The organism is Subtercola endophyticus (assembly GCF_021044565.1).
Lineage (GTDB): Bacteria > Actinomycetota > Actinomycetes > Actinomycetales > Microbacteriaceae > Subtercola > Subtercola endophyticus.
In genome coordinates this window covers 2,988,382-3,010,901 of the sequence record NZ_CP087997.1, presented here as the reverse complement: position 1 = coordinate 3,010,901, position 22,520 = coordinate 2,988,382, and the positions used below count along the sequence as shown (strand labels likewise).

At 65.8% G+C, this 22,520-nt stretch carries 23 protein-coding genes; 14 read left to right on the top strand and 9 right to left on the bottom strand.

Features of this window, described 5'->3' with window-relative positions; all coding sequences use genetic code 11:
- Positions 1–20: 20 nt before the first annotated feature.
- The 7 genes from LQ955_RS13930 (at position 21) to LQ955_RS13900 (ending at position 5,900) form a co-directional block, all read left to right on the top strand.
- On the top strand, positions 21–1,031 hold the full coding sequence (locus tag LQ955_RS13930; RefSeq protein WP_231025104.1) for an amidohydrolase family protein: 1,011 nt from the start codon (positions 21–23) through the stop codon (positions 1,029–1,031).
- Positions 1,028–1,456 carry a Rieske (2Fe-2S) protein gene (locus LQ955_RS13925; protein ID WP_231025103.1) on the top strand — a complete coding sequence of 143 codons (429 nt, stop codon included), beginning with the start codon at positions 1,028–1,030 and terminating at the stop codon, positions 1,454–1,456. The genes LQ955_RS13930 and LQ955_RS13925 overlap by 4 nt, the downstream gene beginning before the upstream one ends.
- Positions 1,456–2,316, top strand: a complete 861-nt coding sequence (locus LQ955_RS13920) for an HpcH/HpaI aldolase/citrate lyase family protein (RefSeq protein WP_231028154.1) — start codon at positions 1,456–1,458, stop codon at positions 2,314–2,316. The genes LQ955_RS13925 and LQ955_RS13920 overlap by 1 nt, the downstream gene beginning before the upstream one ends.
- 2 nt (positions 2,317–2,318) lie before the next feature.
- Positions 2,319–2,852 (top strand): MaoC family dehydratase, encoded by a 534-nt coding sequence (locus LQ955_RS13915; protein ID WP_231025102.1) that lies wholly within the window; start codon positions 2,319–2,321, stop codon positions 2,850–2,852.
- Between the two features lie 62 nt (positions 2,853–2,914).
- The gene (locus LQ955_RS13910; protein ID WP_231025101.1) at positions 2,915–4,153 is read left to right on the top strand and encodes a CaiB/BaiF CoA transferase family protein; all 1,239 of its coding nucleotides are present in this window, start codon (positions 2,915–2,917) and stop codon (positions 4,151–4,153) included.
- Positions 4,154–4,195: 42 nt separating this feature from the next.
- Positions 4,196–4,936, top strand: a complete 741-nt coding sequence (locus tag LQ955_RS13905; protein WP_231025100.1) for an enoyl-CoA hydratase/isomerase family protein — start codon at positions 4,196–4,198, stop codon at positions 4,934–4,936.
- 97 nt (positions 4,937–5,033) lie between these two features.
- A complete protein-coding gene (locus LQ955_RS13900) occupies positions 5,034–5,900 on the top strand; it encodes an SDR family NAD(P)-dependent oxidoreductase (protein WP_231025099.1) in 867 nt (288 codons plus the stop codon).
- Here the strand turns inward: LQ955_RS13900 and LQ955_RS13895 are convergent.
- Positions 5,897–7,288 (bottom strand): MmgE/PrpD family protein, encoded by a 1,392-nt coding sequence (locus LQ955_RS13895; RefSeq protein WP_231025098.1) that lies wholly within the window; start codon positions 7,286–7,288, stop codon positions 5,897–5,899. The two genes, LQ955_RS13900 and LQ955_RS13895, sit on opposite strands and share 4 nt — an antisense overlap.
- Before the next feature lie 97 nt (positions 7,289–7,385).
- On the opposite strand from LQ955_RS13895, the gene LQ955_RS13890 reads away from it, so the two are divergent.
- Both LQ955_RS13890 and LQ955_RS13885 read left to right on the top strand, forming a co-directional pair.
- Entirely contained in the window at positions 7,386–8,234 is an 849-nt protein-coding gene (locus LQ955_RS13890) for an alpha/beta fold hydrolase (RefSeq protein ID WP_231025097.1), read from the top strand.
- Positions 8,231–9,103 (top strand): HpcH/HpaI aldolase/citrate lyase family protein, encoded by an 873-nt coding sequence (locus tag LQ955_RS13885; RefSeq protein WP_231025096.1) that lies wholly within the window; start codon positions 8,231–8,233, stop codon positions 9,101–9,103. Before LQ955_RS13890 ends, LQ955_RS13885 begins: the two co-directional genes overlap by 4 nt.
- A 72-nt stretch (positions 9,104–9,175) precedes the next feature.
- Here the strand turns inward: LQ955_RS13885 and LQ955_RS13880 are convergent, their stop codons facing one another.
- Together LQ955_RS13880 and LQ955_RS13875 are read right to left on the bottom strand one after the other, a co-directional pair.
- The gene (locus LQ955_RS13880) at positions 9,176–9,952 is read right to left on the bottom strand and encodes a FadR/GntR family transcriptional regulator (protein ID WP_231025095.1); all 777 of its coding nucleotides are present in this window, start codon (positions 9,950–9,952) and stop codon (positions 9,176–9,178) included.
- Between the two features lie 99 nt (positions 9,953–10,051).
- On the bottom strand, positions 10,052–11,347 hold the full coding sequence (locus tag LQ955_RS13875) for an acetyl-CoA hydrolase/transferase C-terminal domain-containing protein (RefSeq protein ID WP_231025094.1): 1,296 nt from the start codon (positions 11,345–11,347) through the stop codon (positions 10,052–10,054).
- Between the two features lie 86 nt (positions 11,348–11,433).
- Here LQ955_RS13875 and LQ955_RS13870 point away from each other — a divergent pair, with 86 nt between their 5' ends.
- From LQ955_RS13870 to LQ955_RS13860, 3 genes are read left to right on the top strand one after another with little or no spacing between them, the layout of a single operon-like run.
- Positions 11,434–12,597, top strand: a complete 1,164-nt coding sequence (locus LQ955_RS13870; RefSeq protein WP_231025093.1) for an acyl-CoA dehydrogenase family protein — start codon at positions 11,434–11,436, stop codon at positions 12,595–12,597.
- Complete coding sequence (locus LQ955_RS13865; protein ID WP_231025092.1) at positions 12,594–13,577, top strand: PDR/VanB family oxidoreductase; 984 nt, start codon at positions 12,594–12,596, stop codon at positions 13,575–13,577. Before LQ955_RS13870 ends, LQ955_RS13865 begins: the two co-directional genes overlap by 4 nt.
- A gap of 44 nt (positions 13,578–13,621) precedes the next feature.
- The gene (locus LQ955_RS13860) at positions 13,622–16,552 is read left to right on the top strand and encodes an FAD-binding and (Fe-S)-binding domain-containing protein (protein WP_231025091.1); all 2,931 of its coding nucleotides are present in this window, start codon (positions 13,622–13,624) and stop codon (positions 16,550–16,552) included.
- Positions 16,553–16,586: 34 nt separating this feature from the next.
- On the opposite strand, the gene LQ955_RS13855 is transcribed toward LQ955_RS13860, so the two are convergent.
- The 3 genes from LQ955_RS13855 to LQ955_RS13845 form a co-directional block, all read right to left on the bottom strand.
- On the bottom strand, positions 16,587–17,393 hold the full coding sequence (locus tag LQ955_RS13855; protein WP_231025090.1) for an SDR family NAD(P)-dependent oxidoreductase: 807 nt from the start codon (positions 17,391–17,393) through the stop codon (positions 16,587–16,589).
- Between the two features lie 88 nt (positions 17,394–17,481).
- Positions 17,482–18,522 carry an LLM class flavin-dependent oxidoreductase gene (locus LQ955_RS13850; RefSeq protein ID WP_231025089.1) on the bottom strand — a complete coding sequence of 347 codons (1,041 nt, stop codon included), beginning with the start codon at positions 18,520–18,522 and terminating at the stop codon, positions 17,482–17,484.
- 122 nt (positions 18,523–18,644) lie between these two features.
- Positions 18,645–19,577 carry an NADP-dependent oxidoreductase gene (locus LQ955_RS13845; RefSeq protein WP_231025088.1) on the bottom strand — a complete coding sequence of 311 codons (933 nt, stop codon included), beginning with the start codon at positions 19,575–19,577 and terminating at the stop codon, positions 18,645–18,647.
- A 140-nt stretch (positions 19,578–19,717) separates the two neighbouring features.
- Between LQ955_RS13845 and LQ955_RS13840 the strand changes: the two genes are divergently transcribed.
- Positions 19,718–20,365 (top strand): TetR/AcrR family transcriptional regulator, encoded by a 648-nt coding sequence (locus LQ955_RS13840; RefSeq protein WP_231025087.1) that lies wholly within the window; start codon positions 19,718–19,720, stop codon positions 20,363–20,365.
- Between the two features lie 38 nt (positions 20,366–20,403).
- Here the strand turns inward: LQ955_RS13840 and LQ955_RS13835 are convergent, their stop codons facing one another.
- A complete protein-coding gene (locus LQ955_RS13835) occupies positions 20,404–20,691 on the bottom strand; it encodes a hypothetical protein (RefSeq protein WP_231025086.1) in 288 nt (95 codons plus the stop codon).
- 371 nt (positions 20,692–21,062) lie between these two features.
- On the opposite strand from LQ955_RS13835, the gene LQ955_RS13830 reads away from it, so the two are divergent.
- Complete coding sequence (locus LQ955_RS13830) at positions 21,063–21,326, top strand: DUF4190 domain-containing protein (protein WP_231025085.1); 264 nt, start codon at positions 21,063–21,065, stop codon at positions 21,324–21,326.
- Positions 21,327–21,549: 223 nt separating this feature from the next.
- On the opposite strand, the gene LQ955_RS13825 is transcribed toward LQ955_RS13830, so the two are convergent.
- Both LQ955_RS13825 and LQ955_RS13820 read right to left on the bottom strand, forming a co-directional pair.
- Complete coding sequence (locus tag LQ955_RS13825; RefSeq protein ID WP_231025084.1) at positions 21,550–21,720, bottom strand: hypothetical protein; 171 nt, start codon at positions 21,718–21,720, stop codon at positions 21,550–21,552.
- Positions 21,721–21,752: 32 nt separating this feature from the next.
- Positions 21,753–22,418, bottom strand: coding sequence for a gluconokinase (locus LQ955_RS13820; RefSeq protein ID WP_231025083.1), 666 nt, complete (start codon positions 22,416–22,418; stop codon positions 21,753–21,755).
- Positions 22,419–22,520: the final 102 nt, after the last annotated feature.

Sequence of the window (22,520 nt, the reverse complement as noted above, 5' to 3'; positions counted from 1 at the left end):
GACCTACAGAGAGGTACGTCATGATTTTCGACGCTGACCGCCATGTCGCGGTTCAGAGCTACAGTGAGATCTTTCCGTTCATGGAACACTCCTGGCAGAAGCATTTCGAACGCAAAGAATTCGTTGGCTCCATCGCGGAGTCGTCGAACCACATCAGGGTGTCGAGCCGTTTCGGTGCTGCACCTGAATCTGCCCCGGCGCTCGCCGAGGCAGATCACACCCTGCTCGTGCCGCATCAGGCCCTGACTATCAACGGCTGGGCCGATAACGTCGCTGCCGCGGTCTTTGTCGAGGCCTTCAACAGTTTTGCCGCTGAGAACTGGGTGAGCGCGAAAACGGCACCCGCGATTGTCGTCTCGGCTGCAGACCCTGAATGGTCGGCGCGCGAGATCACGCGTCGTGCCGGTGACGGCGGATTCGGCGCCGTAGCGTTGCCGCTCGGCGCCACGCTCGCCGGTTCGAAGTACTACGACCCGATCTACGAGGCCGCGTCGAACGCGGGGCTGCCCATCGTCTTTCACTTCTCGGGCGTCGAGGGCTTCTACGCCGGTGCACCTGGGCTCGGCGGCGGTGTTCACCAGTCGGCCTTCTCGCGGCTCGTGCTGCTGCCACAGCTCGCGGAGTCGACCATCACCAGCCTGGCCTTCGAGGGAGTCTTCGAGCGTTTTCCGCAGCTTCGCGTCGTGTTCTCGGGCTTCGGGTTCAGCTGGCTTCCGTCGTTGCTCTGGCGACTCGATCGGGAGTGGCGCACATTCCGGCACGATGTGCCGTGGGTGAAGCGAGTGCCGAGCGAGTACGTGCTCGAGAACGTCTGGATCACCACCTGGCCGCTGCAAGAGGCCACCATGGACGACGACTGGCACCGCCTGTTCAGCACAGACGCTCTGCGCAGCCGCATCGTTTTCGGTTCGCACGCACCGTTCGATGGCGACGCTCCGGCCGACCTGGTCGAACAGCTGGGCGAGACGGATGCCGCACTCGTGCTCGGCAACGGTGCAGCTCTGCTGCCCTTCGTTTCGGTGCGGGCATGACGGACGAACGTGTCGGATCGACGGTTGCTACCGAGACCGACGGCTTCGAATACATCTGCGAGCTCGACGAGCTCGTGCCGAACAAGATTCGCCGCTCAGAAGTGGGCGGTCGCGAGATCGGCGTCGTTCGAACCGTGGCCGGCGTCTTCGCCATCGGCTCGAGCTGCCCCCACCAGGGCGGCCCCATGTGCGACGGCGCGATCAAGGGCACCATGGAGCCCTCCGACCGTAACGAGTACGTGTTCGCTCAAGAGGGCGAAGTCGTGACCTGCCCGTGGCACGGGTACGAGTTCGAACTCAAGACCGGTGCCAGCGTCGGCGGAGCGATTCTCGGGCGCATCGGCGTCTACCAGGTCGAGGTGCGCGGCACGGCGGTATTCTGCAGTTCGAAGCGCATTCGCCCGCAGCGACGGCGGTCGGCGTGATGCGCCAGGGTCTGCGTTCTTTTCTCTTCGTGCCGGGCGACGACGACCGCAAGCTCGCCAAGGCGGCTTCGGCGAAGGCGGATGCCCTGATCATCGATCTCGAAGATGCCGTTGCACCCGAGAACAAGGTGGCCGCTCGCCGCCGCGTGCTCGACTACATCGAGTCTTATGCAGGCAGCGCGCAGCTCGTGGTACGTATCAACGCCGCAGGAACGCCCTTCTTCGTCGACGACATCGAAGCGATCGCCGAATCGAAGGCGGCCGCGGTCATGCTTCCCAAGGCCTCCGACGCCAGCCTTCGAGAACTCGCCGCGCTGTCTCCAAACACGCAGGTCGTCGCTCTGATCGAGACCGCGCTCGGGGTGGAGCAGGCCTTCTCGATCGCGTCGCACCGGCAGGTCGTACGGCTCATGCTCGGGTCGGCCGACCTGGCCGCAGAACTCGGAATCACGCTCTCGTCGAATGAGATCGATATGCAGTATCCGCGCGCCCGGGTCGCCTTCGCCTCGGCGGCGGCGCTGCGCGAGGCACCGATCGACGTGGTGCACCTCGCCGTGTCAGACGCCGAGGCGCTGCTCGAGAGCAGCCGGCGCGGCAAGGCTCTCGGCTTCACGGCCAAGGCGTGCATCCACCCTGCCCAGATCGATGTCGTCAATCGCGTCTTCAGCCCTAGTGCCGACGAGGTGAACGATGCTCTCGGTGTCGTCGAGGCCTACACGGATGCTCAGCAGTCCGGCCTCGCCGTGACGGCCTACAACGGCAAGCTCGTCGACCTGCCGGTCGTGCTGCAGGCCCAACGAATTCTTTCGATGCACAACGCAGCACCGATGCAGAGCGCGACGAATCGCAGAGAGGAATGACCATGACAGACACCACCACCGTGCAGGCGCCGAAGGAATGGCGAGGGCGGTATTTCGAAGACATGGAGGTCGGAGATGTCTATCGCAGTCGCCTCGGACGAACCATCGAACAGACCGACAACACGTGGTTCACCTTGCTCACGTGCAACACCAATCAAGTGCACTTCAACAGCGAGTTCGCGGCGGCGACCGAGTTCAAAGAGCCGTTGGTGAACTCGTGTCTGACCCTGTCGATCGTGGTTGGTTTGTCGGTCGCCGACACCAGCGAGAACGCCATGGCGAACCTCGGCTGGGACTCGATCTCGATGCCGACACCGGTGTTCGCCGGAGACACGCTCTGGGCCGAGAGCGAGGTGCTCTCGACGCGAGAGTCGAAATCGCGCCCGCATCAGGGCATTGTGAGCATCCGCACTCGTGGAGTGAACCAGCGCGGCGAGACCGTCGTCGAGTACTTGCGCACTTTCATGATGTACCGCCGCAGCGCCCCGCAGGCGGTCAGCCGCTTTCCGGAACCCGCCTCCGACTGGCGGGTCTGAACCCTTTTCACCGCTCGTGCGACGACGCCCGAGCTTCGCTACTACCCAAGGAGTTGTAACCCGTGAGCATTACCGACAAGCCCATCACAACCGAACCGTTCGGCCCGACCGACCTGAGAGTGCTGAGCGGTCTGAAAATCGTCGAGTTCGCTCACGTGATCGCGGGCCCGCTGGCCGGCACGTTGATGGCCGACCTGGGCGCCGATGTCGTGCACGTCGAAGACCCGGGACGCGGCGATCCGCAGCGCAACGCTGGGCCGGCAAAAGACGGCACACACCTGTGGTGGAAAGTCTCGGCGCGCAACAAGAAGTCGGTCACGCTCAATCTGCGCACCGAAGAGGGTCGGGTGCTCGCCCGTGAGCTCGCCATGTGGGCCGACGTCGTGATCTGCAACTTCCGCGTGGAAACGCTCGAGAAGTGGGAGCTCGACTTCGTCTCGCTGAACAAGATCAACCCGAAGCTGATCATGCTGCAGGTGACGGGCTTCGGCAACACCTCCTCCAAACGCAACTCTCCCGGGTTCGGCAAGGTGGGCGAGGCCATGAGCGGTGTCGTGAACATCACCGGCTTTCCCGACGGTCCGCCCGTGCACACCGGCTTCTCGCACGGCGACTCGGTCACCGGTCTGATGGGTGCGTTCTCGGTGATGGCGGCCCTGTACCGCAAGAACACCGACCCCGACTTCCGCGGAGAATGGATCGACCTCGCCCTGTACGACGGACTGTTCCGGCTCATCGAATGGCAGGTCATCTTCTACGACCAGCTCGGTGAGAACCCCACCCGTGTCGGCAACGAGTTGTCAGCCGCGCCCGCCGCGGTCATCAACACGTTCAAGACCTCGGATGATCGCTGGATCACGGTCACGTCGGGCACTCCGCGTTCCGTACAGAACGTGGCCGCCCTCGTCGGTGAGCCGATCGAGGAGTATGCCACGGCGGCTATGCAGGTGGTGCGCAAGGCGCGGCTCGACGAGATGGTGCGGCAGTGGATTCTGCAGCACACGCTCGAGGAGTGCATCGCCGAGATGACCCGACTCGAGGTCGTTGCGTCGCCGATCTTCACGGTCGAAGACATACTCGCCGACCCGACCTACCGTGAACGCGAGAACGTCGTCGAGATCGAAGACCCCGATCTCGGCATGGTGAAGATGCAGAACGTCTTTCCGCGGCTGGCCAACTATGCCGGAAAGGTCTGGCGCACAGCGCCGGCCCTCGGCGAAGACAGCGATGCCGTGTACGGGGGAGCGCTCGGTCGCACGCCCGAGCAGATCGCCGAACTGCGCGCCGCCGGTACGATCTAGGGTGCGACCGGTCAGCGTGGCCCGCCCGAAGGAGTGTGCTCCATGAGTGAAGTGATTCCCGAATGGGAGACCGTGGCCGTCTCGGTTATCGACGACATCGTCGAGCTGAGGTTGCATTCCGGCGAGGGCTCTCTTGTGTGGAGCGCGACGTCGCATCGTGAGGTGATGGAAGCCTTCGGATGGGCGGGGTCTCGCCGGTCGACCAAAGCGGTGATCATCACCGGAACGGGTGAGACGTTCTGTTCCAGCATTGACGTGGCGTCGTTCAAGGGAATGCCCTGGGACGAGATCTGGTGGGAGGGGCGGCGCATGCTGCAGAACATCAGCGACATCGACGTTCCCGTCATCGCGGCAGTCAACGGCCCTGCCACCGCGCACGCAGAGATCGCGGTGCTGGCCGATATCGTCATCGCCTCTGACACGGCGGTGTTCGGTGACCACATCCACATCACGCGCCGCACGGCTCCGGGCGACGGCGCCCACGCGGTCTGGGCGAACTTGCTCGGCCCTTCTCGCGTGAAGTACTTTCTGCTCACCGCAGCGACCATCGACGCGCACGAGGGCAGAACCATCGGATTCGTGCACGAGGTTCTGCCATACGGCGAGGTTCTGCCGCGGGCTCATGCCATCGCCGAGCAGCTTGCCACGCTGAGCGTTCCCGTACTTCGGTTCTCGAAGGCGGCGGTGTCGATCGCAGCACGCCGGTTCTTCGCCGAGGACCTGAGCCACGGGCTCGGGCTGGAGGGCAGCGGGCACTGGGTCGACGGCGGCATCTCGTCGTAGCTGCCCGGCGCACGCGGTTCGATGCGAACTCTCGGCTCAGAGCGTCGAGCTCAGGGCATCGAGCATCACTTACATTTTCATCGTCAAAGGAGACACCATGGCTGACTCTCAGCGCCTCGACATTCCCGAATTCACGAGCGATAAGCGCCTCGCGGGCCGAACCGCCATCGTGACCGGAGCCGGCTCGGCCGGCGAGATGGGCGGCACCGGCTCAGATATCGCCGTGTTGCTCGCCGCGAAGGGGGCGAACGTCATGATTCTCGATGTCGATCAAGCGCGCGCGTGGCACACCGCCGAAGCGGTCGAACGCGTCGGCGGCACCTGTCTGGTCGCGGTCGCCGACATCACCGATCAAGAGGAGTGCGAAGACGCCGTCGACAAATGCATTCGAGAATTCGGTAGTGTCGACATTCTGGTCAACAACGCGGCCATCGCGCCCGGCGAGCAAGAGAACCTTCGTTCGATGTGGGACAAGATCATCGCCCTCAACTTGACGGCCGTGAAGCTCATGTCTGATGCGGTGCTGCCGAGCATGTTCGAAAAGGGGGCGGGTTCGATCATCCACATCACCTCGGTGGCCGGTCTGCGCGCCGGCGGGGGAATCGGCTATTCGGCGTCGAAAGGCGGCCTCATCGCCATGGCCAAGGCTCAGGCCTACGAGTACGGTCCGCGCGGGGTGCGCGTCAACACGGTCGCGCCCGGGCACGTCGCGATTCCTATGGGCCTCGGCTTCGCGGGCTGGAACGGCGGGGGAACGGGCGAGATGCGCCGTCGCCGCGCAAAGGCGACGATGCTCGGCACCGAAGGCACGGGGTGGGATGTCGCGTTCGCGGTGCTGTACCTGGCGAGCGATGAGGCCTCGTATGTGACTGGCCATACCATTCCGGTCGACGGCGGCACCACTGAGGTATTTCCCATCGTGATGGCCGATACGATCGTCGGCGACGGTTCGGGCAGCCTCTAGAGCGCGAACGACTTCGTCAGAGAACGCGCGTCGGCGGCGCTGCCGAGCAGACTGATCTGCCCAAGCGCAGCCGAGGCCCGCGCTTCGCCGAGTACGGGGGTCGCACGCACCAGAAACAGGCGAGCGAACGACTCGTCGTCGGGAAACAGGATGCCCGGTCGGCGCCCAGCCAGCGCGACCGTCTCGCCGTTGCTCAGGTGGGCGACGTACTCGACGTCGCCGCTGGTCGATGTCTGCAGATGCACCCGTTCTGCTAAGTCGTGAGTCGCCGCATCGGAACCGGCCGACTCGAAATAGAACGGGCGGTTGACGGGCCGCCCCAGAAGGGCGGCGGCCGCGGTGAAGCGGGCTGACATCTGTCGCTGCAGCCGGGTTTCATAGGGTCCGTCTGCGCCGACTCCCGGGCTTGCGGTGCCGTTCTCGGGTGTATTCGGGCGTCGAAGAACGACGGCGTCGATCTCGCGGCCGCCGATCAACTCGCGCACCTCGTCGGCCAGTTCGATGCTCTCTTGGTTCTGCAAGCACACTGCGTACTTCTTGCTCCCCAAGCCCTCGATAGCGAGCCGCTCGTCGTCGGCGAAAAGTGGATCTGTAAGGGCTGCCTGCCCGGCGTAAACGGCGAAGAACCCGTGTTCGCCCTCTAAGGCCAACTCGGCGCTCGGGGCTCCGGCGACGGCCAGCGAGGCCGCCAGCAGGCCATTTCGGGCGGCGAACCCGGCGTGGAAGTACGGTTCCATGCTGCCGGAGACGAAGCCCTGGCTGGTGCCGGCCGAGGTATTGGCGGCGATGCCGATGGCGCGGCCGACCGCCTCGGCGTCGCCACCGAGAGCGTACGCGGCGGCTACGGCGGCGCCGAACGGCCCCATGACGCCGACGGGCCGAAACCGGCGCGCGCTGAGCGCGGGCGGAACCGCCAGACCGAGCCGGTGAACGGCCTCGTACCCCGCGATGATGGCACGCTGCAATCGGTCGCCCGAGCATCCGCTGAGGTCTGCGGCAGCCAGTGCTGCGGGAATCACGTAGGTGCCGGGGTGACTCCCCTCACGAAATCCGCCCGGCCCGCAGTCTTCCTGCAGACTGCTGTGTGCTGTCACCGCGTTCACGAAGGCCGCGGCTCCCGGCGCGAGGCGAGTGGATGAACCGACCACAACGGCCTCGCCCGGCTCTGCCGTGAGCGCGTCGAGAGCGGTGGTGAAGGGCTGCAACGCGGTGCTGGCCAGGCTGACGCCGAGCGAGTGGGTGAGGCGATTCGACACGGCTGTGACTGCGGAAGAGGTCAGCGGGGCGTCGACCAGCTCGGAAATCTTCTCTGCGAGCGCGCGCGCCATTCCGCCCGCACCAGAAGCGACACTCGAGGTCGCCGGGCTCACGCCAGCGGGAATGGTCATGTCGTCCTCACTTCATTGGAAAGTCAATTCATGCATATAGTAACATTGATAAGAATGATGTTGGTGGAGTTATCTGCTCAGCGAGGAGTTATGGATTATGCACGACTATCAAGACGGTGACGTTCGCGTCGGCGGCCTCAACCTGCACTACCTCGAGTGGGGCACCCCGGGTAAACCGCCCCTGGTGATGCTGCACGGACTCAATGTTCAAGCGCACACGTGGGATCCGATCTCGCGTCGACTCGCTGCCGACTATCACGTGTTCACCCCCGATCTGCGCGGGCACGGCGAGAGCGACTGGTCGAAGACGGGGTACCGCGTGCGCTCGATGTCGAATGACATCAGCCTGTTCGTCGATGCGCTCGGTATCGGCGCCTTCGACCTGGTGGGGCACTCGGCCGGCGTACGAGTGGCGCTCTCGTTGGCGGGGGAGCGGCCCGACATTGTCAAGAAGCTCATTCTGTCTGACGCCGGCCCCGAAACGACCCGGGCAGGCGCGGAGTTCATGCGTGACTTTATTCAGCGCACGGTGGCCATCAAGGGTTTCCGCAACTCCGCGGAGGCGCGCGAGTATTACAAGACCGAGCACCCGCAGTGGGTCGAGGAATTCATCGATCTGCATGTCGAACACCAGCTGCGCAAGAACTGGGCCGGCAAACTCGTTCTGAAGGCCGACCCCGACGTGCAGTGGATCACCGGCTCGGCGAGCCTGCCAGACATCCCCTACCTGTGGAAGATGTGCGCCCAAGCGACCATGCCCACCCTGCTCATGATCGGGCGCACGAGCAACGTGCTCGACGAAGGTCTGGTCGAGAAGATGACGACCGTCATGCCCGACGCCGTAGCGCTCTGGTTCGAGACGGGTCACTACATTCCGCGTGAACAGCCTGACGAATTCACGACAGCCATCGAAGACTTTCTCGCTGCCGAGAAGGTGAACGCATGACCGCACGGGCGGATTTCGCAACGATGACGAGCCTCATCGAAGTGCCGATTCTGAACCCCAAGTACTGGTCGAAGGTGCCCGAGGTGCAGGCCGATGCCATCATGCTCGACCTCGAAGACTCGGCGACGCCGGCGAACAAGGCCGCCGTGCGCTCAGCGATCATCGAGGCGCTCGGCGATATGTCGTACTTCGGCGGTCGCCGCGTCATCGTTCGGTGCAACAACCTCGCCACCCCGTGGGGCCGTGATGACCTCGAGGCGCTCGGCGCGGTCTCGGCCGACATCGTGGTGTCGTATCCCAAGGTCGAGCGGCGCGAAGAGCTCGACGAGGTGGCGGCCATTCTCGCGGCCGCCGGTAACGCGCATCCACTGCACGTCATGATCGAGACCGCGCGGGCGCTCATCGAGATCGATTCGATCGCGTCGCATGAAGCGGTGGCCGGCCTGCACTTCGGCTATGTCGACTTCGCGGCAGACGTCGGCAGCCGCCCGTTCGATGCGAACGGTGAGCTCTCGATGCTGACCAGCGGTTACGCGCGATCGAAGATCGCCATTGCGGCGGCCGCCTATGGCTTGTTCGCGACCGGTGGCTCACTCATCCCCGACTACAAAGACCTCGATAAAGTGCGGGCGCTCATCCAGTCGTGGTCAGACCTCGGCTACACGGCCTGCATCGCCGTGTCGCCGGCGCATCTGCCGATCATCAACGAGGTCATGCGCCCGTCTGCCGCCGAGGTCGCAAAGGCGAAAGAGGTCGTCGAGGCGTACGAAGAGGCGACCGCGAAAGGTGACCCGGCCGCAGTGCTCAACGGGCGGGTGATCACTCTTCCCGACTACCGGGTCGCCGAACTGCTGCTGAAGCGGGCGTAGTCGGGCTCCCCTGGCCGAGAGCGGATGCCCGTCGACACGTCATTCCGCGCAACGGTTCGTGGCCGTCGATCGTCAGCCCCAGTTGATGACCGACGGCCCGAAACCGGGCGAGGCGTCGAGCGTCTGGGCGAAGTGCTCGATGAGGTGCTCACGCATGAGTCTCTCGGCCAGATCGCCGTCGCCGGCGATCACCGCGTCGCCGATGCGGCGATGCTCGTGCCTGATGGTCGGTTTTGTCGTCTTCTCGGCGAGGCCGACCCCCACGACGCGAGTCGTGTACATCTCTTTCAGGGCGGTGGCGACCAGGTTGAATACGCCGTTTCCGGTGAGAGTGGCGAGCAGATAGTGAAAGTCGTTTGCGGCTTCCACCACGGTTCCCGCGGTCGGGCGCACCGACTCCTCGCGGTCGAGCGTGGCGAGTATCGCGGCCTTCGACTCGTCGCTGATCGCTTCGGCGGCCATGCGGGCGGCTTGCGGGTCGATGATCAGGCGCGCATCGACCAGCTCCTGAACCGTGGCGCCGCTGATGTTGAGGTAGAGCGAGAAGCTGCGGCTGACGTCGCGCGGATTGACGCTCAGCAGCACGGGGCCGCCGCCGGGACCGGAGCGCAGGCTGATCATGCCATAGGTTTCCAGAATGCGCAGAGCCTCGCGCAGTGAGCCGCGACCGACCTCGAACTGCTCGATCATCTCGGCCTCATTGGGCAACCGATCGCCCGGCTTCAAGCCGTTGTCGACGATGAGGGTCACGATGGCCGACGCGACGCGCTCGGAGGTCTTGACCTGACGTCCGATGGCCGATGCGCTGAAATTGGTGGGCCACGCCGACTTCGGCTCAGACTCGCTCATTGATACTCCTGCCCGCCTGAACAATAAGAACATTCATGATCATAGTATTCGGGGTTGTGCCGCACGCCGCAAGCGAGTCGTTCTCAACGAAAGACAGTGCTATGTGCGAAGACGCACCCGGTCGTCAGGATGGGCGATTTGGGCGAGCAGTTCGCGGCGCTCGAACAACGTGCGCCCGGTGAGGTGCGCAATGCCGTATTCGGTCACGACGTAGTCGACGTCCCCACCCGCTGTCGTTACCGCCGCGCCGTCGAGCGCGTCGACGATGCGACTGTGTCCTTTTGCGCTGCGCGACGGCAGGGCTATCACCGATGCGCCATGGGCGCTCAGGTGGGCTGCCCGCATGAAGTCGGCCTGGCCGCCGCCGCAGGCGAGCTTCTGCCCGTTCAGCCACTCGGCGTTGGCGCCACCGCCCAGGTCGACCGAGAACGCCGAATTGATCGACCACAGGTTCTGGTGCCGAGCGAGCTCGACCGGCGAGTGGGTCTGCGAGATGGGCCGAAGCTCGACGGTCTTCGGCCACGCATCGGGCCCGGCGGTCGGCGAGAGACCGGTGGCCACCGCGAGGCCCTCGTCGACGGTCTTGGCCGCCCCCGTGAATCGCCCCGCTGCCAGCTCGGTGCGCAGCGAGTTCGGCAGCATACCGGTGTGGATGCCCCGGCGGCCGTTGCTCGAAAGCGCTCCGATGATCGCTTCGGCCACCCCGCCGATGCCGACCTGTACCGTCGCATTCGGTGGCACGATCGACGCGATCAGCCGTGCCATGTGCTCCCGCTCGGCATCGTGTCGCAGCGGAACCGGCGGGGCGGCCTCGTGGGGCGTCACGGTGTCGTGCCAGGCGATCGCCCGTGCGGCGGCGTCTGCATCGAGCGTCGCGAAGCCCGTCGCGTACTGCTGAGAATGCGACACCTCGAGGGCGAGCGCAACGTCGGGGCGCGCTGCCAGGGTCGGTGTGTAGGCGACCATGTTGCCCAGGTCGAATACGCCGTCGACAAGGCCCGGTTGCACCCGAACCGCGTAGATGTCGCACGCGATCCGACCGCTGCCGAGCATCCGGTCGGCGTCCCACAACGAATGCGGCCAGCTGTCGACGAGGCCGCTCAGCGCGCGAGGAACGCCCCCGGCCAGCATCGAAATCTGCAGTCGCCCCGAGGCAAGATCGATGCGGCCGTCGTCGTCGAGAAAATCGAACGTACCGTCGATGTCGGCGACGAGCAGCCGAATCGCGATGCCGAGCCGGCGGGCCTCGCGAATCAGTGCCGCGAGAAGAAACGTCGGCTGCTGCGGCGACATTGCTGCGCAGACTGTCACCTCAGATCTGCCGTCGAGAAGAGACTCTGCGGTCTTTCGCAGAGCCGCGTCGTTCGCGCTCGAGTTCAGCAGGAATTGGTTCATTGCGCCCCACCTTCGTATCCGTCATAATTATACGCATCAATAGCCGCAATCTCAGCTAGCCGTTCTGAAACCAAAGGATCCGCCGAATGACCCGACTCAGCGTTGAGCAAGAAGAACTCACCCAGCTCGTTCGATCGTGGGTCGACCAGGAGGTGCTTCCGGTCGCCTCTGCCTTCGATCACCGAGACGAATTCCCCGAAGAGCTCGTCGAGGCCATGAAAGAGATGGGGCTGTTCGGCATCACGATTCCCGAGGAGTACGGGGGATTGGGGCTCGACCTGCTCACCTATGCCCTCGTCATCAAGGAGCTGGCGCGCGGGTGGATTTCGCTCGCCGGCGTCATCAACACTCACTTCATGGCGGCGTGGATGATCATGACCTACGGCAGCGAGGAGCAGAAGCTGCACTACCTCCCCCGCATGGTCACCGGCGAGATGCGCAGCGCATACTCGATGACCGAGCCGCAGGCCGGCTCCGACGTGCAGGCGATCACCACGCGCGCACGGCGCGAGGGCGATGAGTTCGTCATCGACGGATCGAAGATGTGGGTCACGAACGGTCTGCGTGCAGACATGATCATGATTCTGACGGTGACCGACCCGACAGCCGAACCCCGGCACCGCGGAATGACAGCGTTCATTCTCGAGAAAGAGGCCGGTGTTTCGCATCAGCCCGGGCTCATCGTGCCCCCGCAGTTGAAGAAGATGGGCTACAAGGGGGTCGAATCCACCGAACTCATTTTCGAGGGATTCCGCACGCCTGCGTCGTCGGTGCTCGGTGGCGAAGTCAACATCGGTGCCGGGTTCAAGCAGTTCATGGCGGCTGTCGAGCTCGGTCGCGTGAACGTGGGCGCCCGCGCGGTGGGACTCGCGACTTGTGCTCTCGAGCAGGCCGTGAAGTACGCGAACGAGCGCGAAACGTTCGGCAAGAAGATCAGCAAGCATCAGGCGATTCAGCTGAAGATCGCCCAGATGGGCACCAAGATCAAGGCCTCCGAGCTTCTCGTCTTCGACGCGGCCGAGAAGAAGGCAGAGGGTGGCCGGGTCGACCTCGAGGCGGGCATGGCCAAGTACTTCGCCACCGAGACCGCACTAGAGGTCGCAACGGAGTCGATGCGCATCCACGGCGGCTACGGCTATTCGCAGGAGTTCATGGTCGAGCGTCTCTATCGCGATGCCATGCTGCTCATTCTGGGTGAGGGAACCAACGAGATTCAGCAGTTGCTGATCGCACGAAGGCTGCTGGAGTGACAGCGGTCGACGAGACCGGCGGCTGGCCGACGGATGATCGCGGTCGACTGACCCTGACCGTTCGCCGTCGCGCCGATGAGTCTGACGGCGTCGTGTCGCTCGAACTCGTCGACGCCGGCGGCCTGCCGCTGCCGTTCTGGACTCCTGGCTCGCACATCGATTTTCACGTCACCGACACGATCGTTCGGCACTATTCGCTCTGTTCGAATCCCGAAGACCTGTCGTTCTGGCGAGTGGGCATCTTGAACGCACGTGACGGGCGCGGTGGTTCTACGCTCATCCACGACACCGTGAAACCGGGTGACGTGATAGCGGTGAGCCTGCCCCGAAACAACTTCGCACTCGCGCCCTCGCCTCGCTACGTCTTCGTCGCGGGTGGCATCGGCATCACCCCGATCATCCCCATGATCAGGCAGGCCGAGCAGGCCGGCGCCGACTGGAGCCTGGTGTACGGCGGGAGAACCGCGGCGTCGATGGCGTTCGCACGTGAGGTCGCCGAGTACGGCGATCGAGTTCGCCTCGTGCCAGAAGACACGCACGGGCGGGTCGATTTCGCCGGCCTGTTCGCCGAGCCCGAGAGCGACACGCTGATCTACTGCTGTGGTCCTGAGCGGATGCTCGAGGTGGTGCAGGCTGCAACGGAACACTGGCCGGCCGGCGCTCTGCACACCGAACGGTTCGTCGCGTCGGCGGTCGACACGGCGGGCGATGTGGCATTCGAGGTCGAGTTCGCCGACAGTGGGCTTACGGCGACGATCCCGGCGGATCGGTCGATTCTCGAGGTTGCAGAGGAGCTCGGTCTGAACGTGATCTCCTCATGCCGCGAAGGCACCTGCGGCACCTGTGAGACCGTGGTGATCGACGGAATTCCTGAGCATCGCGACTCGATTCTGACCGCAGCCGAACGCGCAGACAACGAAACGATGTTCATCTGCGTCGGGCGATCGGTGGGCGGGTGCAGGTTGACGCTCGAGATCTGAGGATGCTCGCCGCGCGGAGACCCTGAGCGCCTAGCATCGTGTTCATGGGCGAACTCACTCGAAACCGCGAGCTGTTTCGGTCGTTACGCCGTGCGGGGGTCGACGTGAAAGACGACGCCGGCAGCATCGTCATGTACTCCAGTGATGCATCGCTGTATCGGGTGCCGCCGATCGGTGTCGCCCGACCGCGCTCGGCCGACGAGGTCGCAACCATTGTGGCGGCCGCCGAGCGTTTCGGAGTGCCGGTGACCGCCCGCGGTGGCGGTACGTCGATCGCGGGCAACGCCATCGGGCGCGGACTGGTGCTCGATTTCAGTCGTCACTTCGACCAGGTGCTCGAGGTCGACATCGACGAGCGGTGGGCGCGGGTGCAGCCCGGGTTGGTGCAGGCCGAGGTTCAGAAGCATGTTCGGCCACATGGTCTGCGGTTCGGCCCCGATCCGTCGACGCATACGCGATGCACCATCGGGGGCATGATCGGCAACAACGCGTGCGGATCGCACAGCCTCGTCTACGGTCGCACGTCTGACAACGTGCTCGGGCTCGAGGTGGTCGGAGCCGGGGGCAAGCGCTTCGTTACGGGCTACGACGAGCACGGGGTACCGACGCTATGCGACGGCAGCGGGCGCGGCGGCAGCGAGCGCGGCACCGACGAACTCGCCGCGGCGCTGCGGGCCGTGGCGTCACGGCATCTCAGCACGGCCCGCACCGAGTTCGCCCGATTCGGTCGCCAAGTCTCCGGCTACGCCGCCGAGCACCTTCTGCCCGAGAACAAGCTCGATCTCACGAAGCTGCTGGTGGGCAGCGAAGGAACCCTCGGAATCGTGACCGAGGCCACGCTTCGGCTCGTTCCCGAACCGCTCTACCGGGTGGTCGTCGCGATCGGATTCGCCGATATCGCGTCGGCCGCTGACGCCGCGCCTGCCGTGCTCGTGTTCCACCCCACCGCGTGCGAAGGGCTCGACGCCCGCATCGTCGACGTCGTGCGGTCGCGCCGCGGTCAGGCGCTGGTGCCCGACCTCCCGCGCGGTAACGCCTGGCTGTTCGTCGAGATCTCCGACGACGACGCCGGTCTGGCGGCGGCTCGTGCTCACGAGCTGGCCGCGGCAGGTTTCGGAATCGAGAGCCGCGTCGTCACCAGCGCGGCTGAGGCGGCCGCGCTGTGGCGCATTCGCGAGGCCGGGGCGGGGCTCGCCGGTCGAGCGCCCTCCGGGCTGCCGGCGTGGGCGGGCTGGGAAGACTCGGCCGTGCCGCCCGCGGCGCTCGGCGCCTACCTGCGCGAATTCGACGAACTCGTCGCTCGGTACGGCATGAGCTCGATGCCCTACGGTCACTTCGGCGACGGGTGCGTGCATGTGCGGCTCGACTATCCGCTCGGCTCCCCGGGCGGCACCGACACGTTCCGCGAGTTCGTCACCGATGCGGCAGACCTCGTTGCGCGCTTCGGGGGTTCGCTGTCGGGGGAGCACGGCGACGGCCGGGCGCGCAGCGAACTGCTGGGCCGCATGTACTCCGCAGACGCGATGAGGATGTTCGCCGAGATCAAACACGCCTTCGACCCGGGCAACGTGCTGAACCCCGGTGTGCTCGTCGGTGCGGACTCGCTTGATGCGGGCATCCGTGTCGCGGCCCCGCTGCGCACGCCCGTCGACCTGATGTTCGGCTACACGTCTGACAACGGCGACTTCGCGCAGGCGGTGCACCGCTGTACCGGGGTCGGCTCGTGCCGGGCCGACAACAGTGCGGCGGGCGGGGTGATGTGCCCGTCGTTCGGGGCGACCCGAGAAGAGAAGGATTCCACCCGCGGCCGCGCCCGCGTGCTCGAAGAGGTGATTCGCGGCGACCGCCTGCTGACGTGGAAGTCGCCCGAGGTCGAAGACGCTCTAGACCTGTGTCTGTCGTGCAAGGGCTGTGCATCCGATTGCCCGACGGGCGTCGACATGGCCGCCTACAAGTCGGAGGCGCTGCAGCAGCGCTACCGCAGGCGGCTTCGACCGCGGTCGCACTACAGCGTGGGGCAGCTGCCGCGCTGGAGCCGGCTGGCGCGGCATGCCCCCGCGCTGGCGAACCTCGCACTGCGGTTGCCGGGCATCCGTCGGGCCGGCCTGTTCGCGGCGGGGGTCGATAGCAGGCGAACGATTCCGCCCTTTGCGCACGAGAGCTTTCGCGAGTGGTTTCGCCGGCGCCCTGCCGCAACGACGGGTGTGCCCGTGCTGCTGTTCGTCGACAGTTTCACGAATCATTTCGAGCCGAAAGTGGCGAAGTCGATGGTCGCGGTGCTCGAGTCGGCGGGATTCGCGCCGCAGATCACCGAACGTGAGGTGTGTTGCGGGCTGACCTGGATCACCACCGGGCAGCTGACGTCGGCCCGTGCCATTCTGACCGAGACGGTGGATGCACTGCAGCTCTCTGCGGCGGCAGGAATGCCCATTGTGGGCATCGAGCCGTCGTGCACGGCGGTGCTGCGCAGCGACGCGGTCGAGTTGCTGGGCAGCGACGCGGCTCGGAGTGTGGCGCGCGCGACGACGACGCTGGCCGAGCTGCTGACCGTGGCGGCGGATGCGGCCGTGGCGCCGGGCGGTCGCGAGCCGTGGGTGGGCCCCGATCTCTCGGGCACGCAGATCGTCGCGCAGCCGCACTGCCACCACCACGCGGTCATGGGCTGGAACGCCGACCAGAAACTGCTCGAGTCGCTCGGAGCCGAGGTGAGCAGGGTCAGCGGATGCTGCGGGCTGGCCGGCAACTTCGGCCTCGAGCGCGGGCATTACAAGGTGTCGGTGGCGATCGCCGAGCAGAACCTGCTGCCCGCCGTGGCGGGTGCGCCCGAGAACGCGGTCGTTCTGGCCGACGGATTCTCCTGCCGCACTCAGCTCGACGATCTCGCGGGTGTCGGGTCGGTGCATCTGGCCGAGCTGCTGGAAGCGAAGCTGCTCGAGGCGAAGGCGCTCGAGAGCACCCAGCCGGGCGACGCCTGAGCAGGCCGCCGACGTCGCAGCGGCTCAGGTCGGCTCAGCTCATGAACATGCCGCCGTCGATGTTGATCGCCTGGCCGGTGATGTACGAGGCCGCATCCGAGGCCAGAAACAGCAACAGGTTCGCCACGTCGCTCGCCTCGGCCGCCCGCTTCAGCGGAATGTCGTCGATCCACTCCTGAATCAGCTCGCCCGGCGCGTAGTCGCCGAGCCGCTTGCCCCACTCGCGGTCGTTGTACTGCCACATGTCGGTCTTCACGATGCCCGGGCAGTACGAGTTGACGCGGATGTTGTCTGCCGCCAGCTCTTTCGCCAGTGACTGGCTCAGCCCCACCACGCCGAACTTGCTCGCGGCGTAGTGCGGCGTGTAGATGAAACCTTGCCGGGCCTGGCCCGAGGCCGCATTCAAGATGACCCCGCTCGGACTCTTGCGCAGCAGCGGCGCGGCCTCGCGGCAGCAGAGGAACATGGCGGTGGTGTTGACGTTCAGCACGCGCTGGAATTCGGCGAGGCTGAGGTCGTCGAGGTTCGAGATCGTGATGATTCCGGCGTTGTTGACCAGAACATCCAGTCTTCCCCAGAGCTCGTCGACCCAGCGGAACGCGCTCTTCATCGCCTCTTCGTCTGTCACGTCGGCCCGCAGCCCGCGAACGTCGTAGCCCGCGGCGCGCAGCGTCTCGGCAGATTCTTCGACGACCTCGTCGCGGTCGATCAGCAGCACAGATGCTCCGGATTCGGCGAACGACTGCGCGATGGCCAGCCCGATGCCTCTGCCCGCGCCGGTCACGACCGCGGTGCGGCCGGTGAACTGGTTCTGGTACATGGGTGAGGCCACGAGTGTCATTCGATGATCCTGTTCGTTCGGCGGCAGCCCGAGTGCATAACCATTCACTACCGCATTGAAGTGCTTACGCCTTCATCGTACAGGTCGCCTATAGGGCCGGGCGGGCATCCGCTGTTTCGCGTCGCACGACCGGCGCGACCTCGGTCATGTACAACTCGAGGGACTCGCGGGTCATGCTCCAGGGCAGGTTGCAGACGTCGATCTGGCCCATGAAACGGTCGATGCCGAGCAGTTCGACGCGTCGCATGATGGCGTCGATCACCTGCTGCGGGCTGCCGACGGGCAGGCCTCCGGCGATCCAGGCGTCGTAGGCTTCGCGCGGAAAGCCGTTCGCGGCGAACGATGCGCCGCCCTTCTGAAAGTAACGCGAGTAGTAGGGGTAGAAGTCGTCGCGGGCCTTCTGCGAAGTGCGGCCCACGTACATGTGTCCGCTCACTCCGAGTCGCAGGGCCGCCGGGTCGTGGCCGGCCTGGGCGCCGGCGCGCTGGTAGAGCTCGACGCGGGAGACGAACTGCTCGGGGCCGGCGAAAAAGCCCATCATCATGGGCAGGCCGAGTATTCCGGCGCGCACGGCCGAGGCGGGCGTACCGCCGATTCCCACCCAGATCGGCAGCGGGTCTTGCAGTGGGCGCGGTGAGATCTCGACGTTCTCGAGGGCGGAGCGAAACCGCCCGTTCCAGGTGACGACCGGGTGATCCCGAATCTGCAGCAAGAGGCGCAGCTTCTCGTCGAAGAGTGCGTCGTAGTCGGCGAGGTCGTACCCGAAGAGTGGGAACGATTCGGTGAAGGCCCCGCGCCCCACGATGATCTCGGCGCGCCCGTTCGAGACGTGGTCGAGGGTCGCGAACTGCTCGAAGACGCGCACCGGGTCTTGGCTCGAGATCACCGTCACTCCGCTGGCGAGCCGCAGCCGCTTCGTCACGCTCGCCATGGCCGCGAGCACGATCTCGGGCGCCGACATGCTGAAGTCGGCGCGGTGATGTTCGCCGAGCGAGATGGCGTCGAGCCCGCCGCCATCGGCAAGCTTCGCCAGTTCGACCACCTGGTCGAAGCGCTCGTGGATGCTCGTGGCCGAGCTTCCGTCGGGGTTCGCGACGAGCTCGCCGAACGAGTAGATGCCGAGTTCCATGCTGTCTCCTCTTGCTGCGGGCGTGGATGCCCGTTGTTACGGGGTGTGGATGCCCGTTGTTACGGGGCGTGGATGCCCGGGGCGCTGCCTCGCCGAGGGCGCGACCCCGGGCATCCACTGTGTCAGATCGTGATGATCAGTTTGCCGAGAGTGCCGCCGGCGAAGTCGGCGAAGGCCGCGGGCGCTTCGGCGAGCGGATACGCGCGCTGAATGCTCACCGCGGTGTGGCCCTCCGCCTGGTTCTTCGCGAGGCGGTCGAGCGTCGGCGTCGTGGGAGTGGCGTAGATCGAGATGAACTCTACGTCTTCCGCCCCGCCCAACTGCTCGGCGGACTGGGCCAGCGTCGACACGAACCGGCCGCCCTTCTTGGTGGCGGAGGCGAGCGCGGCGGGGTCTCCGGCGAAGTGCAGCACCACGTCGACGCCGTCGGCGCGCAGTGCGCGAACCTGCGCGGCGACATCGCCGGTGTAGTCGACGATCTGCGTCGCGCCGAGGGCCTTCACCGCTTCGAGCTCTTCTGTGGAATGTGCTGTAACGATGACGTCTGCCCCGGCCCGCAAGGCGAGCTGCAGGGCTTGCGTGCCGACGCCACCGGTCGCGCCGGCGATCAGCACGGTGGTGCCCGTCGTGACCTGCGCCGCGTCGAACGAGTCGGCGGCGGCTGTGCCGGCGAGACCGAGACCGGCCGCCTCGATGAATGTCACGGTGTCAGGCAGCTTGGCGACGCCGATCGTGACCGGCACTGTCACGAACTCGGCGAACGAGCCGTCGCCGAGAAAGTCTTTGGTCACGACGCCGAAGACGCGGTCGCCGATCTCGTAGCCGTCGACGCCGGGGCCGACCTGGTCGACGGTTCCGGCGAAATCTTTGCCGAGTACGACGGGAAAACGGTGTTCCATCATTCCGTTGAGGTAGCCGTTCGCTACGGCGAGGTCGAAACCGTTCACGGAGGCTGCTTCGATGCGCACCCGCACTTCGCCCTCTGCCGCGGTGGGTGCGTCGATGTCGATGAGCTCGGGGGAGTGGTCGAATGCGCTGAATGCGACTGCCTTCATGGCGGGGTGGTTCCTGTTCTGTTCGGGTTCGTTCGGGCTGCTCGGCCTGCCCGGCCTGATCGGGTGGGAGTGGAATAGTTGCTCCGCTTTCATCCAACCATTAACCGGAGCAGATATTCCAATTGCGATAGAATCGGGTAATGGCTAACGACTCTCGAACGTTGCGGGCCGACGCCGAACGCAACCGGCAGTCGATTCTCTGCGCGGCGGCGGCCGTCTTCGCCGCGCACGGCACCGACGTGACGCTCGAAACCATCGCGCGTGAGGCCGGCGTCGGCGTCGGAACGATCTATCGCCGGTTCGCCTCGGTCGAAGAGCTCATCGGCGTCGTCTTCGAAGAGAAGATGAGCCTTTACGCCGACAGAACCGAGCTGGCGGCAGAACAGGCGCTGACCGAGCCGTGGGCGGCGTTTCGCGACTACGTGCTGTACATCCTCGAGCAGCAGGCCCTCGACCTCGCGTTCAGCGACGTCATCGCGTCGCCGAATCGCGGCACGGAGCACTTTCGCGTGCAGATGAACCGCGCTCTCGCGGCGTCGATACTGCTTGTCGACCGGGCCGTTGCAGCGGGGGCCCTCCGCTCCGACTTCGACCACAGCGATCTGTACCTGTTGACGACCGCGAACGCCGGGCTCATCCGCGGCACTCGTCGTTCGGCGTCCGACGCCTGGCGCCGGTTCGGCGAGTACATGCTGCAAGCGTTTCGCTTCCGCACCGACGGCGAGGTCTTGACTCCGCCGTCACGTGTTCTGACTCGGGTGCAGCAAAAGGCACGCACCGGCGGGTGACGAGCGGATGATCGGCAGCTCACCCGCGGCCCGCCAGGCTAGCCGGCGGAGCCCGGGGGAACGTTGATCCAGACGCCGAGATAGGTCGGCGAATCCGGGTCGGTGTCGATGCGCGCAGGAACGCTGATGGCGCGGTTGCGCAGCGAATTGAAGAACACGCTCATGCGTAGTTTGGCCGCCACATCTCCGGTCAGTTCACCGATCTTCGCCCGGTACATGCTGAATCGCAGGCTGACGATCGTGGTTGTGCGGCTGCCGAGTTTGTCGCGGTAGATGCGTGCGTAGGGCTGGCCGCCGAAGGCGTTGACGGCATCGACGATGGCCATCACATGACCGTGGTCGTTCGTCGTGGGAATGAAGATAGGGCCGGAATTCTGAAGGTATTTCGAGCGCGCTGATTTGCGTTGTCTTCTCGCCATTGTGAACCTCGGGATGCATGTCGCAGACGGGTAAATGTCGCCCGAGCTGCGATCCCGGGCAACCCTGCAAGCCCATATTATTTGCCCTAGGCAAGCGCTCCAGCCACTCTGAGCGTGCTTTCACAGAATCGTAACATTGACCCCCGAAATGGGGGTTAATTGCTGAGCAATCCACGCCGATCGAGGCCCTCCGCCACAGTTGAAATAATCCTCGACATCGTCTAGCGTTAAGTGATAATCCATCACTTCCGCTACCGCCTCCATGCCAAAGGATCACCATGACCACCTCAAATTCGCCTGCCGTTGCTCAGGCTCGGTTCAACATTCTCTCGATCGTCGCCATCATCGGCGCGTTCGTCGTACCGCTGCTCGGGGCGATCCTCGGTTTCGTCGCCCTCGGGCAGGTCAAGCGCACGGGTGAACGTGGGCACGGGCTGGCGCTCGCGGCGGTCGTTCTCGGGCTCGTCTTCACGGTGCTGTACATCGTGATCGCCGTGCTGACGGCGGTGGTGTCGGCGAGCGTCAGCGTTTCGGGGTACTAGGGTTTCAGGGCACGAGGGTTTCAGGGCACGAGGGTTCCCGGGCACTAGGGTTCCCGGGCACTAGGCCGTCGGGCTCGTAGCTCGCGGGAACGCCAGACCGGGTTGCCCGGCCGAAGGGTCGGCTGTCGGCCGGTCGGAGGGTCAGATTGTCGGCCGGCCGGAGGGTCTGCTGTCGGCCGGCCCAGCCGGAGCATGCGGCGCGCGGCCCGTCTCCGGCGCGAGCTCAGCGGCGAATGCGTCGGCGAGACGTGCGCACGGCTGCGAGCAACGGCCCCCCGAGCAGGGCGCCGAATCCGGCGGCCGCAATGAGGGTTACGGGCGCAGGCACAGCGCGCCGGTCTTCCGCCGGCTGGGCGACTGCGCTGCTGGCGCTGGCGGCACGGTGGGCTGTCACTTCTGCGCGCCGTTACTGGCTTGCGTGCTTGTCTACCTTGCCGCGGCGACGACAGCGGCGACACCGGCGTCGACGATGGAGTTGATATCGGTGTCGATCGAGAGGTCGACGCCCCGTTCATCCGGGGTCAGCGGCTCGAAGGCTGCCAGCTGCGAGTCGAGCAGCGCAGGGGGCATGAAATGCCCTGTGCGCGCGGCCAGGCGGCTCTCGATGAGTTCGCGGGAGCCCGTGAGCACAACGAAGAACGTACTCGGCGCGGCCGAGCGGATGAGGTCGCGGTACTTGCGCTTGAGCGACGAACAGGCGATGACGAGTCCAGACTCGCTGTGCTCGTGCAGTTCGGCGCCGATGCGTTCGAGCCAGGGCTCGCGGTCGGCGTCGGTGAGGGGATGCCCGGCCGCCATCTTGGCGATGTTCGCGGGCGAATGCAGCGAGTCCGCGTCGACGAACGGCACCCCGAGCTTCACGGCGATGGCGGTGCCGATGGTCGACTTGCCCGCTCCCGTGACCCCCGCGACGATGACGAGCGGGTGAACGCCGGTCCCCGGCGCGATCCGCTCAGGCTCGTGCTCGGCGGCGTCGGACTCCGGCCCCGGCGCGACAGGCTCAGGTCTGGGCGGGTCCGACTGCGTCGCGGGCTCGACCGGCTCAGGCCAGGGCGCGTCCGACTCTGGCCTGGGGGCGACCGACTCAGGCACAGGCGGATTCGAGTGGGCGCTTCACGCCGATCACGCTAGCACGCCGCGCTGACGGGCCACGCCGCGCGCATCCCTCCCCTCCCGCGGGACCTCGCACCAATC